This is a genomic window from Polyangium jinanense (assembly GCF_028435365.1).
The window spans coordinates 1-13941 of sequence record NZ_JAGTJJ010000039.1 but is presented as its reverse complement, the minus strand read 5'-3'; the positions used below and the strand labels follow the sequence as shown (position 1 = coordinate 13941).

Below are 13941 nucleotides of genomic sequence, written 5' to 3'. Positions count from 1 at the left end.
ACATTCAATTCAGCCAATCACGTGCAGCACGATCCACACGATCGGGAAGAGCAAGAGGCAAGCCGCGCAGACGGTCGCGGCTTCGCGCAGGTCGATGCGCACGGAGAACCGCGGATCCTCTGCGCGCGCGGCCTGGTAGAGCGCCGCGGAGGCGCCGAGCAGCATGTAAAGAAACTCCTTGTACGACCACGACAGGAAAAAGATCCCGACGTATGCACCGACGAGCGAGATCGCGATGGCCGGTGCGATGCGACGGAGCTCCGCGTCCACGTCGTACGAGCCGAACCACAATTTCACCGGCACTTTGATTGCGCCGTAGAGCACGAGCGAGAAGAGGCAAGCCCCGATGATTCCCGTCTCCGCCGCGGCGAGCAGGTAGCTGTTGTGCGCCGTGAGCCCGCGCGTCGATTCGTCGGCGAATTGACCGACCCCGAAGCCGATCCCCTTCGATCGACGGATCATCGTGAGCGCCTCGGCCACGAGATCGAGACGTTCGTCCGCGGACGCCTCCGCTTCCGCCCCGCTCCGACCGCCGAGCAGGAGCACGGGCGGAAACGCGATGCAACCAATGACGACGCCGAAGACGCCTGCGCGCCTTATGAAGGCGAGGCCCATCACGACGAGGAAAACGAGGACGCCCATGCGTGACTGGGAAAGGACGATCATCACCGCGAATGCGAGCGCGAGGAGGAGCGCCGGGACGACGCGGAGGAACGAACCGATGCTGGCGAGCAGTCTGTCGGTGAGCAGGATCGGGAGCCCGAGCGACGCGGCGCTCGGCTTCTGGCTCGGATCACGTGACGAACGTTTTCGTTCGGCGAACGCGAGCGCGAAGGGCAAGGCCATCACGGCGGCGAGCGAGAGCTCGTTCGGATCGGCAAGCGTGCCGCGATAACGTACACGCCCGCCGATCGTGGCCGTGCCGAACGGCCCGACCCGCTCGCAACGGTAATTCACGTCCGGCAGCCCGTCCTTGCGACAATCGAGCGCGGTCTCGCAGCCGCGCCCGTCGTACTGGAGCTCGCCTTTGCCCTCCCAGTCGCCCTTTTCCGCGATCATGCAGCCATAAGGACTCTGGGACTGGACGAGCGCGACCGTCGTGGCGAACATCATGCAAACGAGCAGTGTCCAGCAAAAACGCCGGAGCCCCTTCGTCGTGCCCAGGCCGAGCGCGATCACGCCGAAGATGCAGAGCACGATGGCGAGGTCGATTCCCTCTTTTTGCAGGACCGCCGGCCTGCGCACGAGCGTGACGAGCGCCCCCCACAGAAAAAATGCGAGGACGAAGGGCGCATGCGGCGGGAGATCGACCCGGGCGCGACCGCGCAGGACGTCCGCGGCGAATGCCACGGTGAAGAGCGCGAACACGATGTAAAGGAGCGGCAGCCCGGCGAGGGCCGGCACGAACTCCTGGGGCTTCAAGACGACGAGCGCGCAGAGCACGCACACGATGATCGCGGCCATGTCCCCCGAAGGCGCGCGTTCGAGATGGCTCTCCGCGGCGCGCGTGGCCTCTTTCGTAGCAGGGGATGGCGCTCCGAGCATTCGGGATCACCCTTTGCCACGGGTGAACGTGCTCGTCGGAGGAAAGCCATGGATGTGCACCAAAAGAAGAGAATCGCCCGGGGCGTGAAAGGACGATTCGCGCGGGGATGCCTGCTCCTCCTTGGGCTCGCAGCCTCGGCGAGCTGCGGCGGCGCGCGCCCGAACTACGATTACACGACGGAATTACGCGTCATGCGGACGTACACCGTCGGCGCCGGGGACGTGCTCGAGGTGCGCGTCTGGCACAACGATCAATTGAGCCGCAGGGTCACGGTGCGTCCCGACGGATTCGTCACGCTACCGCTCGTCGGCGACATCGTCTGCGGCGGAAAGACCGTGGAGCAGATCGGCAAGGAGATCACCGAAAAGGGCCAGCAGTTCTACACGGAGCCGCTGGTCGTGTCCGTCGAGGTCGCGGAGCTCCACAGCTATCGCATTTACGTGCTCGGCGAGGTCACGCGTCCGGGCGAGTTCACGCCGACGGGGCAGGTCACGGTGCTGCAGGCGATCGCGCTCGCCGGTGGATTCACGCGTTTTGCCGCGCCGAACGAGATCGTCATCGTGCGCAAGGACGCGCACGGCGAGCGGCGGATCCCGTTCGCGTTCTCGGCCGTGGTGAAAGGCGGAGATCTACGCGAGAATTTGCCGCTCCTGACGAATGACACCGTGGTCGTTCCATAGGGCACACCTGGTAACTCCGGAGTGCACCCTGGGCGTTCCAGTTGGGATGCACGATTCCCACAAAATAGCAGATGCAAAGCCGTTGCACTGATTCGTAGTAAAATTCACCCATTACGGATGAATTTCGGCTGCGACGCAGATCGGTATTGACATCAATCGAGAAAAAAAGGAAGGTCCGCATTCTCCGGACCATCGGATCCGTCCGCTCCCACCTTTTTCTCGTCGAGGTGTCAGCCCATGCGTAATCGTCGCCTTGCCACGCTCGCTCCCCTGACGTTTCTCCTCGCGGCCTGCGCCGTCGACGGCCAGGACGTCGACAATCAGGCCGCTTCTCAGGACGTCTTCGCCAGTCGCGACGATCAGGCGATGAAGCTCGCCGGCGACATCGGCATCGAGAAGGTCGCCGGGCGCGAGATCGCCCGGGGCGCAGGGGACCTCAACGTCGAGCGCGTGCACATCGACGACGGCAACGAGGCCGTCACGCGCGTCGCCCAGTCGATCAACGGGATCCCGGTCTTCGGCGCCCAGGCCGTCGTCGAGCTCGATACGCGCGGTGACGTGAAGCAGGTGCACGATTACCTCGAGCGCAACCTGCGCGTCGAGCCGGCCACGATCTCCGAGGCCGAGGCGATCAAGATCGCCTACGCGTCCGTGGACGGCGTGGTCTCGCGGACGCGCAAGGCGGACATGCAGATCCTCGCGCGCAAGCAGCTCGGCGCGGTGGCGACGCACCGGATCCAGCTCGAGGCGACGAACCACGACGGCTCGCCCTCGATGCCCGTGGTCTTCGTCGACGCCCGGACGGGTGAGATCGTCAATAGCTACGACAACCTCCAGACCGCGAGGAACCGCAAGACGTACACGGCGGGCAACAAGACGACCCTGCCCGGCACGCTCGTGCGCTCCGAGGGCCAGACGTCGGTCGCTGACGCCATCGTCAACGCGGCGCACGACAACGCCGGCATCACGTACGACTTCTACTTCAACAACTTCGGCCGCGACAGCTACAACGGTTCGGGCGCGACGCTCACGTCGAGCGTCCACTACAGCACCAGCTACGTGAACGCCTACTGGGACGGCACGCAGATGGTGTACGGCGACGGCAACGGCACCGACTCGTCGGCGCTCACGGTGCTCGACGTCGTGGGCCACGAGCTCACGCACGCGGTCACGGAGTACGGCTCGGGCCTCGTCTACCAGAACGAGTCCGGCGCGCTGAACGAGGCCATGTCCGACATCTTCGGCGCCTCGATCGAGGCCTACCGCGACGGCGCGGTCTCCGGCAACACCTGGAAGATCGGCGAGGAGTGCTGGACGCCGGGCACGGCGGGCGACGCGCTTCGCTACATGAACGACCCGGCGATCGCGGGCGATTACGACTACTACCCGACGCGCTACACGGGCACGTCGGACAACGGCGGCGTGCACTGGAACTCGGGCATCGCGAACCTCGCGTTCTACCTCGCGGTCGCGGGCGGCTCGCACCCGCGCGGCAAGACGAGCAACGTCGTCGCCCCGCTCGCGTCGAACGCCGTGGAGAGCATCCAGAAGGGCGCGGCGATCTTCTACAAGGCCAACACGTCCTGCCTCGGCCCGAACGCCAAGTTCAGCGACGCGCGCTCCTGCACGGTCGACGCGGCGAACACGCTCTACGGCGCGGCCGCGGCGCAGACGATCGCCGACGCCTGGACCGCCGTCGGCGTGGGCGCCGCTCCGACGTACGCGCTGATCGGCCAGGTGAACAGCATCTCGGTCGGCTCGAAGAAGTGGAGCACGTCGTACACGCAGGCGACGCCGGCCGGCTCCAAGGCGCTGAAGATCGAGATCTCCGGCGGCACGGGCGACGCCGATCTTTACGTGCGCTTCGGCAGCGCGCCCACCACGGCGAGCTACACCTGCCGTCCGTACCTCGAGGGCAACAACGAGGTCTGCGAGTTCGTCCCGCCGCAGAGCGGCACGTACTACATCAAGCTCTACGGCTACGCGGCGTCCTCGGGCATCACGCTCAAGACCTACTCCGCCCAGTGATCCCGGACGGGCGCGTGTTCCTCGGGTCAAACCAAGGCCCGCGCGCCCTCCCTCACTCCACGCCAAACACCTTCTTCACCTCGTCGACGGGCGTCTCCAGCCAGCGCGCGCCCATCTCGTCGTTGCACGAGAGCGTCCGCGAGATCATGCGATCCACGTAGAGCACGCCGCGCAGGTGATCCACCTCGTGCTGCAGGATGCGCGCGGGCCAGCCCCGCGCCTCCCAGCGCAGCGGCTCGCCTTTTTCGTCGAAGCCCGTCACCTCCACGGCAAAGTGCCGCTCGACGAGCGCCATGTAGCCCGCGACGGACAGGCAACCCTCGAAGTACGTCGCCGTCTCCTCGCCGATCACGCGTAGCTCGGGGTTGATGATGACCGTGAGCGGGAACGGGGCGCGGCCGCGCTCATCGCGTTGCTCTTTCGTGAGGCGCGCCATGCGGCTGTTGTCGTCCTCGAGCACGATCACCTGCAGGCCCACGCCGATCTGCGGGGCGGCGAGGCCCACGCCGGGCGCCTGGCGCATCGTTTCGACCATTTTCTTCACGAGCAGGCGCATGTCCCGGCTCTTGATCTGATCCCTCGCGACGGGCGCGGCAGCGGCGCGGAGGACGGGGCTTCCGGCTTGTACGATCTTGGGCTTCGACATCGGGACGCGGGATCGTGCCCTCACCCGCGCGTCCGGCGCAAGGAACCGGCCACGCCGAGCAAGCGCGACGCCCCGCGGCCGAGCTTTTCCGTCGCGCGGCTCTTCCACGTCGCTTCGGGCAAACGTGGCGCGGGCTCGGTCCAGGCGAACGCGTCGAGCCACGCCTCCCAGGGCGGCCGGCGGAGCACGCCGCCGAGGTCGAAGAGCGTGAGATGTTCGAGGCCCGCCGCGCGCGCGATGGCCACGTCGTCGGCGAGCTCGGAGGCCGAGCGATACGTCGCCTCGTCCCCGAGCGCCCCCTTCCCCACCGCGCCGAGCGACACGCCCGCCCGCGCCCCGAAGCGCGCCGCGGCGAGGAGACACGAGGACGCGAGCAGCGGCCGGACATCGTTGCGGGTCAAAAGGCCCCGCGAATAACCTTCGATCAGCGTGGTGTAGACCATCACGCTCGCGTGATCCCAGCCGATGGATCCGACCGGCGTGCCGAGCCATCGTTCGAATCCCAATGTTTCGTCGTCAAAAAGAATGAGCGGGATGACCGCGGCCGAGACACGGATCGACGTGGGGACACGCGCGCCGAGGTCCCGCACGAGGGCGCCGAGGATCGCCGCACCGTCCTCCGGATGCGGCGCGCTTCTCGCGGGTGGGTCGAGCCCGAGGAGGCGGCGGAGGCGGTCGATCGGTGGTTCGAGATCGAGGGCGATTTCCTCGGGCAGGGCACAGGCGGCGTCGAGCTCGTCGACGAGCGTCCGGACGTACGCGGCGAAGCGGGCCGCGTTGTCCACGCTCGCCCAGCGCCCGGCCGCGTCCGCGAGCATCGGCCAGACGGCGAACGAGAGCCCCGCGTCCCTCGCGGCCTGGGCGAGCCGCACGAGATCGGCGCGCGGGCCCGGCTGCGCCGCGACGATGAGGCCGATCTTCCGCTCGGCGAGGGCCCGGAGCACGGCGGGCGCCGCGATCTCGGCGTGCGTGACCATCTCGCACCAGATGCGAAGGCCGCGCGGGGCCGTCATGCGCGCCGGATCCTCGACCCCCACCGTGCGGATCGATAAACTCTTCGCCCATGAAGATCCTCTACGGGGTGGTGGGCGAGGGCATGGGGCACGCGATGCGCTCGCGCGTGGTGCTCGAGCACCTGGTCGGCCAGGGGCACGAGATCGAGATCATGGCCTCCGGGCGGGCCGCCGAGTTCCTCACGAAGCGATTCGAGGGCGTCAACAAGATTCACGGCTTCCACATGATCTACGAGGAGAACCGCGTCCGTCGGGGCAAGACGTTGTTCTCGAACGTGACGCAGGGCGCGGCCGGGCTGCCCAAGAACATCGCGGCGTACTTCGAGCTCATCCAGGCGTTCCGCCCCGAGGTCGTGATCAGCGATTTCGAGTCGTGGACCTACCTGTTCGCCAAGACGCATGGATTGCCCATCCTGTCCATCGACAACATGCAGATCATCAACCGGTGCACGCACGGGCCCGACATCATCCGCGGGGACGAGGCGGACTTTACCGTGACGCGCCTGTTCATCAAAGGAAAACTCCCGTTCTGCGACCATTACCTCGTCACGAGCTTTTTCCGCCCCCCGATCCGCAAGCCCCGCACGACGCTCTACCCGCCGATCCTGCGCCCCGAGATCCTCCGCGCGAACCGGCGCGACGGCGAGCACCTGCTCGTCTACCAGACCGCCGAAGGAAACGACGCGCTCGCCGATACGCTGCAGAAGACGGGCCTCGAATGCCGCATCTACGGCATGCGCCGCGGGATTCAGGAGGAGCAGGTCGAGGGGAACCTGCGGTATCGGCCCTTCAGCGAGGACGGGTTCATCGATGACCTCGCCTCGGCCCGCGCCGTCATCGCGGGCGGCGGTTTTACGCTCATGGGGGAGGCGGTTTTCCTCCACAAACCCATGCTCGCCGTCCCCATCCGCCACCAGTTCGAGCAGGTCCTGAACGCGCGATACTTGGAGCGCGAAGGGTTTGGCCGGTCCGCGGCCTCGCTCGCGGATCCCGCCACGATCCTCGATTTCGTGAAGGTCGTCCCCGCATGCGCGGAGAAGCTCGCCGCGTATTCCCAGAATGGGAACCAGGATCTCTTCGACGGCATCGACGGGCTGCTCGATCAGGCCGCGGCGGGCGTGCTGTCCTGATCAGAAGAAGTAGCGGAGGGCCAGGCGTCCGCCGAGCGCGCGGGTCGGCGGGCCAGGCGAGATCGTGTCTCCGGCGGCGCGCCTCGCCTGCGTAAAACCGTACGTCCCGACGAACCCCAGTGTGAGCGCGTCGCGCCCCGTGTAATACACGCCCGCCGCGACGCGCTCGGTCGTGTAGGCCATGGGCGCGCCGCCGAGGAGCTCGGCATTGCGGCGATCGAGGCCTCGGTTTTCGCCGCGCTCGAGCCCCGCTTCGAACATCGCTCCGAGCGGCGCGAGGGGCGCGAGGTCGACCGAGGCGGCGACGGACGCCGCATACGAGCGCGGTGACATGTGGGAATCGAGGCCCGGGCCGCCGTGCAGCCGTGTATCGAGGCCCTCGCCGCCGAACGAAGCCTGAAGGCCCACGTGCCGGCCGAATGATTTCGCCGCGCTCGCGTACGCGTGCACGCCGAACGATCGCTCGTCCACGCGCATCGCCCCGGCCCCGTCGAAATTCTTGAACGCGCAGCCGAGGTCCCCGGCGACCAGGCAGATGACACGCGCCCGATCCCGCATCGCCGCGTCCGCCTCGCGCATCATGGCGTCCACGAGCCCGGAGGGACGCGCACGCACCCCGCCGGCCATGATCAGGCCCGCGCGCAGGCCGACCGAGAGGCCGAGCGATTCACTGTGCAGAGCCTCGAAGCCGAGGTGCGGGCGGACCTCGTAGCCCGTGCGGCCCCCATAATAATAGGTTGACGCCGCGTCGCCACCGATGCCCAATTGAAAGACTGCGCGCGCCCCGATCTCCGCGCCGCGCACCGGCGCGATTCCCACGGCGAGCCGCTCCTCGAACAGGAAAAGCTTCTGGCCGTCGCGGGCGGGGAGCGGCAGGCGCATCGGGCCCGTGGGCGGGGCGCCCGCGCCGTCCTGGACGCGCATGCCCATCGAGGTGTCGATTCCGACGTGGGTGGTGGTGAACGGGCCTTCGAGCAGCACGGGCGGCTGGAATGTGTGGCCCTCGAGGGTACGCGCCGCGGCCGCTCCGTATCCCACCTCGGCGCGCCCGGATGGAGCGACGAGGAGCGCGGCGAGGGCCGCGGCGCAGGCGATCACTTGAGCCGGCAGGCCTTGGTGCTGGTGCCGGTCACGCCGTTGCAGGATTCGCTCGCGGCGCAATCCGTGTCTTGTGTGCAGACCTTGAGGCACTGCGGCTCCGTGGCCGTATCGCTCGGCTTTCCGCAGATCGCGTCGTCGACACATTCGTCCGCCGCACCCTCGGTTTCGCATGGCTCCCCCACCTCTGCCGCGGAACATGCAAGCAGAACGGTGGTGAAGGAAGCGAGCGCCAGCGCGACGAGGCTATTTTTGAGCATGAATGTCTCCTTTCGACAGGGGCGTCAGACTATCGTTCGGGCCGCCGTATACGCTCTCCTTTTCTGTCGAGAACGTGCATTTTTTTTCTGGTCACGCCGGTGACCACGACGGAGGCCCCGCCATCGAAACGAAACACGCGGTCGTCACGGAAATGATTCAATGGCCGGCGCGCCCGTGCGTCGGCCCGCATGCGCGGGCAATGGTCGCGCGGGGGTACGCATCGCCCCTAGGGCGTTCCCTTCCGGCGCGACGGATCGTGGGACGCCGGGCGTGTTCGGGGTGGGACGGGAGAAACGGAGAAGTCGGGCAGTATGGACGGACCGCTCTCCCGCCAATGGGTTGTCGCACGCGCGGCGGTCGGTCGCGGCTGCATTCGGCCCGACGCACCGCAGCGTCTCGCGCCGTACTTGCGTCCGCTGGATCGGGCAAATCCCACGTTGCGCCGCATGTGTGACAATTGTCACACTCGATGGAGCGGAAGAGCTCGAGGGCACGAAAGATTCGGGGATCCCGCGAGGAAATCTTTCCCAACCTGCTCGCGTTAAGCTACCCTCCCCGCATTGGAGATCGTCCGACTCTGCCCATTCAGCGTCGCCACCGTGGTGTGGGAAGAGCGCCCCGGCGGCTATCGCCTCACGATCGGGGTGAAGGCGACGTTCACGCTGGTCCACGGCGAGACGGCCCTGCTCGCGCCGAAGCAGGACACGGCGCACGGCGATATCTCCTGGGATCACAACCCGCAAGCGGCGCTCTTCGCGCCGAGTGACTTCGTCCCGTACAAGCCGAAGCTCGACGTCGCGTTCTCGGGCCGCGCGTTCGCCCCCGGCGGCGTGCCGACCGAGATCGTCGTGCCGCGCCTGCGCGTGGGGCATTTCGAGAAGTCACTGCGCGTCTGCGGGCCACGCGTGTGGATGCCCGGGCACACGGGCAGCCTGCGTCCGAGCGCCCCCGAGCGCTTCTCCGCGATCCCGCTCCGTTACGAGCTCGCCGCGATGCAAGGCGAGAACATGAGCGGCATCCCCACCGGCGCCGGAAGCGCGGGCTGGCCCTTGCCGCGCATCGAGACGAGCGAAACGTGCCCGCCCAACGCGACGCCAGGCTTCGGTCCGCTGCCGATCCGCTGGCGCGCCGAGCACCGCGGCGCCCCGGACGATGCCGTGACGTTCGCGCGCCGCATCCGCTCCGAGCACGCGACGGCCCCCGACTCGCTCCCCTTCTCGCTCTTCAATTGCGCCCCGATCGAGCAACAGATCGACGAGCTCGAACCCGCGCCGGTGATCGTGCTCGAACACCTGACCCGCAAGGCCTCGCGCTTCGAGTCGAAGCTGCCGAACATCCGCCCGCGCGTGTTTTACGCGCACAAGGGTTCGCTCCGGCCATTCGAGGTCGACCTGCGTCTCGACACGGTCTGGATCGACGGCGTGCGCCTCGTGGCCGTCGTGTCCTGGCGTGGATCGACGCCGGTGCCCGAGCCCGAGGAGCACGCGCTCGGCCGGATCATCGTGGCCTCCGAGAGCCCCGAGATGACCGTGAGCCTCGAAGACGTGGAGTCACCCCCCGTCCCGCCCGAGGACTCGAGCCCGAGGCCCATCCTGCCCCGCCCCTTCGAGGGCGAGATCGCCGAGGACGAGGGATACACGCTCCTGCCGAGCGCGCCCGTGCAGCACACGCCGGAAGAGTCGGCACAGCTCCCGGTCGAGCCGCTCGCGCTCAGCAGCGGGGGCGGCCTTCCCGCGCGCCCGCGCGACAGCTCGGTGCCGATCCCGCCGTCGGGAGAGCGCCTCATCGAGGATCGCGCGTCGTCGAGGTTCGTCGTGGACGCGGCCTTCCCTGGACCGACCCAGCTCGTCGAGCGCGCCACGCGCGCAGAGGTCGCGCACGTCGAGACGTCGTGGGAGACGGACGTCTGGCCGGGCGACGCGGCCTCGATGCGGCTTTCGCCTCCCCCCACGCCGACGAGCGTTTCGCAGGGCGAGCACACGCCGGGCGAAGAGGAAGAAGATCCGGCCGACCGCGCGCCCGCAACCGCACGCACGGGAACGACAAGCCCGCCGCCGGCGGAGAGCTTCGGTGTGATCACGGAGCGCGACACGCTCGCGCCGCCGACGCTGGTGCCGAGCACGCGAAAGACGGGGACACTCGCGCCGCCTCCCACGTTGCCCGGCGGCGCCGTCGCCGCGAGTGGTCGTCTGCTCGACGCGCCGCCCACGACCCAGCGCGCCCCCGCGCTTCTCGCGTGGACCGATTCGAAGGGTCCGTCGGTCGCGGCGCCCGTGAGCGCAGCGCCCGTCTCGCCAGTGGAGAACGCAGCCTTCTTCGCGGCGTCGCCCGTGGCCTCGTCCGGCCCCGCCCTGCCCTCCGCGCCGATCACGCCGTCGCCGAAGCCTTCGGTCGTCTCGGTCGAGACGCCGCGCCCGTCGGGCGATCGTCGCCGTCCCTCGACGGCGAGCATGGCCGCGCCGCTGCTCATGGCCGCGGACCTGCCACTCGAGCAATGCGCGACCGTGGCCGCTCGCATCGATCGCCGTCCCGAGGAGCGCGCCCGCATCCTGTCGGAGATGGGTTTGTCCGAGCAGCGCTGGGTGTCGACCGAGCGGACGTGGATAGGCGCGATCCGCGCCGAGACCGAACAAGGTCGGTGCGAGCTGCGGCTCGCCTACGATCGAGCGTACGTGCAACAGCTCGAGATCGAGCGAGGCGCGCTGGAGATCGCCGACTACGCGCGGCTGATGTTCTCGGTCGAGCACAGCGACGCCGACGTGGTGCTCGCGGAGCTCGGCCTCGCGCGCATCTGTCTCGTCCGGATCGAGCGTGTCTGGCAGGAGCGCATGGAGGCCGATCCGGCCTTCCGGGTGCGCGTGCGGGAGGCGCTCGCCTCGGCGCGCCGGGCCTACGCGCGGGTGCACCCCGACGGCCGCGGCGCGACGTACGCCGAGGCCGCCACGCCCTCGCGGCCACGGTCGAGTGATCGATGACGTGATCGATGACGTGACCGCGCCGTGAAGAATTGACGCCTTTCCCGCCGGCCCAACGTGAGCGGTGGGAGGCGAAGATGAACGCACCGACCGCGATCCTCGCCGCCGCGAACGTGTTCGCGGCGCAGATGGAAGAAACGAGCGAGGCCGCCAGGACCCGATCGCCGTGGTTCTGGGTGGTGCTCTTGGTGATCGCCGTGCTCGCGCTCGCCTGGTATTTCCGGGCCGGGACGATCAGCCGGAGGCCGTAGTCCTCAGGCGCGCGCGAAGTTCGCGCGGCGGCCGGCCCAGGGCGGATCGTCTGGCTCGATGCGGATGAGCACGACCGTGATGTTGTCGCGTCCGCCGTTCGCGTTCGCCGTCTCGACGAGGCGTGCACACGCCTCGGTGAGGATCGCGTTGTCGCGCACGATGGCGGCGATCTCCTCGTCGGACACGAGCCCGTGCAGGCCGTCGGAGCAGAGGACGAAGACGTCGTGCGGCTCGACGCGCTCGGCGCGCAGGTCGACGTCGACCGTCGGGCTGATGCCGAGCGCGCGCGTGATGACGTTCTTCGGCAGGTACTTGAGATCGAGCTCGGTGAGGTCGGGCCGCTCGAGCAGCGCGTCCGAGATGAGCGAGTGGTCGCGCGTGAGCTGCTTGATCTCGTCGCCGCGCAGTCGGTAGCAACGGCTGTCGCCCGCGTGGGCCACGAAGAAGGTGCGATCGTCCGGCGCGTACGCGCCCGCGACGACGGTCGTGCCCATGCCGCGGTGCAGGCGTGAGTCGTCGGCGCGGGCGTAGATCTTCGCGTTCGCCTCGAGCACGGCGGCGCGGAGGCGCTGGCCGACGGTCACGTCGTGCTTGCACTCGTTGCGGAAGTACTTGGCGATGGAGCTCGCGGCCATGCGGCTCGCTACCTCTCCGGACTGATGTCCACCCATGCCGTCCGCGACGACGAACACGTTGAACTCAGGCAGAAGGATGAAGCGATCCTCGTTGTGGTGCCGCTGTCTGCCCACGTCGGATAGGCCTGCCGCGACTGCTCGCATCCGCCGCGTATTGTACGAACATTTCCTGGCCGACGAACAGGCCCTAAGTCCAAGCTTCCCCATGCTGGAGCTCGTCGTCGACAATCCCTACACCCTCGACGTGGCCTTCAGGCGGCCCCTCGCCGAAGCCGGCGAGGTCGACCAGGCCCTCGACGCCGCCCGGGCCGCCGCCCGGGCCTTTGGCCTTACGCCGGTGAAAGACCGCGTGGCCCTGTGCCTCGCGGCCGTTTCGCGCATGGAAGGGCGGGCCGACGCCATCGCGGCCGACATCACGGCCATGATGGGCAAGCCCCTGCGTCAGGCGCGTGGCGAGGTGAGCGGGATGGCCAAGCGCGCCCGGTACATGGCGAGCATCGCGGAGGCGTCGCTCGCGGACACGGTTTTGCCGCCCCAGGAGGGCTTCGAGCGGCGGATCACGCGGGCCCCGCTCGGGGTGGTGTTCAACCTGCCTGCATGGAACTATCCGCTGCTCACGGCCGTGAACGTGGTGATCCCGGCCGTGCTCGCAGGGAACGCGGTGATCCTGAAGCACTCGCCGCGGTCGCCGCTTTGTGGGGAGCACTTCGCCGACGCACTGCGTGATGCGGGGGCGCCGGCCGGGCTTGTTCAGGCGCTGCACTGCGATCACGAGATGGCGGGGCGCATCGTGGCCGATCCGCGGGTGGATCACGTGGCGTTCACGGGCTCGGTGGCGGGCGGGCACAAGGTGTACGCCGCGGCCGCGGCTGCGCGTTTCGTCGACGTGGGGCTCGAGCTCGGCGGCAAGGACGCGGCGTACGTGGCGGCGGATGCCGATCTCGACAAGGCGATCGAGAACATCGTCGACGGTGCTTGTTACAACGCGGGCCAGAGCTGTTGCGCGGTCGAGCGCGCATACGTGCACCGGAGCCTCTACGAGAAGTTCGTCGAGGGGTGTCTCGCGCTCATGAAGACCTACCGTCTCGGCGATCCGATGGCGGCCGAGACGAACATGGGCCCGATCGCGCAGCCGCATCACCCGGCGTTCATCCAGGGGCAAATCGATCGCGCGGTCGCCGCGGGCGCGAAGGTTCTCTTGGGAGGCAAACGAACGCAGGTGGACGGGCGCGGGCGTTTCTTCGAGCCCACGCTGCTCGTGAACGTCGAGCATCGGATGGACGTGATGCGCATCGAGACGTTCGGCCCCGTGCTGCCGATCATGCCCGTCGACTCGGACGAGGAGGCAGTGCGGCTGGCAAACGACAGCGATCTCGGCCTGACGGCGAGCGTCTGGACACGTGATCGGGAGCGAGCCGAACGGCTCGCGCAGCAACTCGAGGTGGGCACGGTCTACATGAACCAGTGCGACACACTCGACCCGGCCCTGCCGTGGACCGGCGTGAAGGACAGCGGCAAGGGCTCGACCCTGTCCGCACTCGGCTTCCTGCACCTCACGCGGCCGAAGGCGCTGAACTTCAAGCTGTGAGCGGGGCGTTGCCCCGCACCCCAGCAGGGGGCTGTCCGCCCCCTGCACCCCGGACCAGGCACGGCCTGGACCGAGGTCGGAAAAACCGC

The 13941-nt window shown here is 68.5% G+C and carries 12 protein-coding genes; 6 read left to right on the top strand and 6 right to left on the bottom strand.

From position 1 onward, the window contains the following. Positions 1-9 precede the first annotated feature (9 nt). A complete protein-coding gene (locus tag KEG57_RS38580) occupies positions 10-1545 on the bottom strand; it encodes an O-antigen ligase family protein (RefSeq protein WP_272459429.1) in 1536 nt (511 codons plus the stop codon). Positions 1546-1629: 84 nt separating this feature from the next. On the opposite strand from KEG57_RS38580, the gene KEG57_RS38575 reads away from it, so the two are divergent. After that, complete coding sequence (locus tag KEG57_RS38575) at positions 1630-2226, top strand: polysaccharide biosynthesis/export family protein (protein ID WP_272426019.1); 597 nt, start codon at positions 1630-1632, stop codon at positions 2224-2226. Between the two features lie 237 nt (positions 2227-2463). Then, the gene (locus KEG57_RS38570) at positions 2464-4254 is read left to right on the top strand and encodes a M4 family metallopeptidase (RefSeq protein ID WP_272459428.1); all 1791 of its coding nucleotides are present in this window, start codon (positions 2464-2466) and stop codon (positions 4252-4254) included. A gap of 52 nt (positions 4255-4306) precedes the next feature. Here KEG57_RS38570 and def read toward each other — a convergent pair whose 3' ends face one another. Together def and KEG57_RS38560 are read right to left on the bottom strand one after the other, a co-directional pair. Further along, a complete protein-coding gene (def, locus tag KEG57_RS38565) occupies positions 4307-4900 on the bottom strand; it encodes a peptide deformylase (protein ID WP_272459427.1) in 594 nt (197 codons plus the stop codon). A gap of 20 nt (positions 4901-4920) precedes the next feature. Next, on the bottom strand, positions 4921-5913 hold the full coding sequence (locus KEG57_RS38560; RefSeq protein WP_272459426.1) for a hypothetical protein: 993 nt from the start codon (positions 5911-5913) through the stop codon (positions 4921-4923). Positions 5914-5963: 50 nt separating this feature from the next. Here KEG57_RS38560 and KEG57_RS38555 point away from each other — a divergent pair, with 50 nt between their 5' ends. Continuing rightward, the gene (locus KEG57_RS38555) at positions 5964-7043 is read left to right on the top strand and encodes a glycosyltransferase family protein (RefSeq protein ID WP_272459425.1); all 1080 of its coding nucleotides are present in this window, start codon (positions 5964-5966) and stop codon (positions 7041-7043) included. Here the strand turns inward: KEG57_RS38555 and KEG57_RS38550 are convergent, their stop codons facing one another. Both KEG57_RS38550 and KEG57_RS38545 read right to left on the bottom strand, forming a co-directional pair. Further along, a complete protein-coding gene (locus KEG57_RS38550; RefSeq protein WP_272459424.1) occupies positions 7044-8141 on the bottom strand; it encodes a hypothetical protein in 1098 nt (365 codons plus the stop codon). Then, positions 8138-8401, bottom strand: coding sequence for a hypothetical protein (locus KEG57_RS38545; protein ID WP_272426008.1), 264 nt, complete (start codon positions 8399-8401; stop codon positions 8138-8140). The genes KEG57_RS38550 and KEG57_RS38545 overlap by 4 nt, the downstream gene beginning before the upstream one ends. Positions 8402-8962: 561 nt before the next feature. On the opposite strand from KEG57_RS38545, the gene KEG57_RS38540 reads away from it, so the two are divergent. Further along, positions 8963-11377, top strand: a complete 2415-nt coding sequence (locus KEG57_RS38540) for a DUF2169 family type VI secretion system accessory protein (RefSeq protein ID WP_272459423.1) — start codon at positions 8963-8965, stop codon at positions 11375-11377. A gap of 77 nt (positions 11378-11454) precedes the next feature. Continuing rightward, positions 11455-11628, top strand: a complete 174-nt coding sequence (locus KEG57_RS38535; RefSeq protein WP_272426006.1) for a hypothetical protein — start codon at positions 11455-11457, stop codon at positions 11626-11628. Between the two features lie 3 nt (positions 11629-11631). Here KEG57_RS38535 and KEG57_RS38530 read toward each other — a convergent pair whose 3' ends face one another. Further along, positions 11632-12408, bottom strand: a complete 777-nt coding sequence (locus KEG57_RS38530; protein ID WP_272426004.1) for a Stp1/IreP family PP2C-type Ser/Thr phosphatase — start codon at positions 12406-12408, stop codon at positions 11632-11634. Between the two features lie 61 nt (positions 12409-12469). Here KEG57_RS38530 and KEG57_RS38525 point away from each other — a divergent pair, with 61 nt between their 5' ends. Continuing rightward, complete coding sequence (locus KEG57_RS38525; protein WP_272426002.1) at positions 12470-13852, top strand: aldehyde dehydrogenase family protein; 1383 nt, start codon at positions 12470-12472, stop codon at positions 13850-13852. Positions 13853-13941 lie beyond the last annotated feature (89 nt).

Bases quoted from the DNA above. Each gene is read 5' to 3' on its own strand.
- KEG57_RS38580 (WP_272459429.1), bottom strand. From the start codon at position 1,545: ATGCTCGGAGCGCCATCCCCTGCTACGAAAGAGGCCACGCGCGCCGCG.
- KEG57_RS38570 (WP_272459428.1), top strand. From the start codon at position 2,464: ATGCGTAATCGTCGCCTTGCCACGCTCGCTCCCCTGACGTTTCTCCTC.
- def (WP_272459427.1), bottom strand. From the start codon at position 4,900: ATGTCGAAGCCCAAGATCGTACAAGCCGGAAGCCCCGTCCTCCGCGCC.
- KEG57_RS38560 (WP_272459426.1), bottom strand. From the start codon at position 5,913: ATGACGGCCCCGCGCGGCCTTCGCATCTGGTGCGAGATGGTCACGCAC.
- KEG57_RS38555 (WP_272459425.1), top strand. From the start codon at position 5,964: ATGAAGATCCTCTACGGGGTGGTGGGCGAGGGCATGGGGCACGCGATG.
- KEG57_RS38545 (WP_272426008.1), bottom strand. From the start codon at position 8,401: ATGCTCAAAAATAGCCTCGTCGCGCTGGCGCTCGCTTCCTTCACCACC.
- KEG57_RS38535 (WP_272426006.1), top strand. From the start codon at position 11,455: ATGAACGCACCGACCGCGATCCTCGCCGCCGCGAACGTGTTCGCGGCG.
- KEG57_RS38530 (WP_272426004.1), bottom strand. From the start codon at position 12,408: ATGCGAGCAGTCGCGGCAGGCCTATCCGACGTGGGCAGACAGCGGCAC.
- KEG57_RS38525 (WP_272426002.1), top strand. From the start codon at position 12,470: ATGCTGGAGCTCGTCGTCGACAATCCCTACACCCTCGACGTGGCCTTC.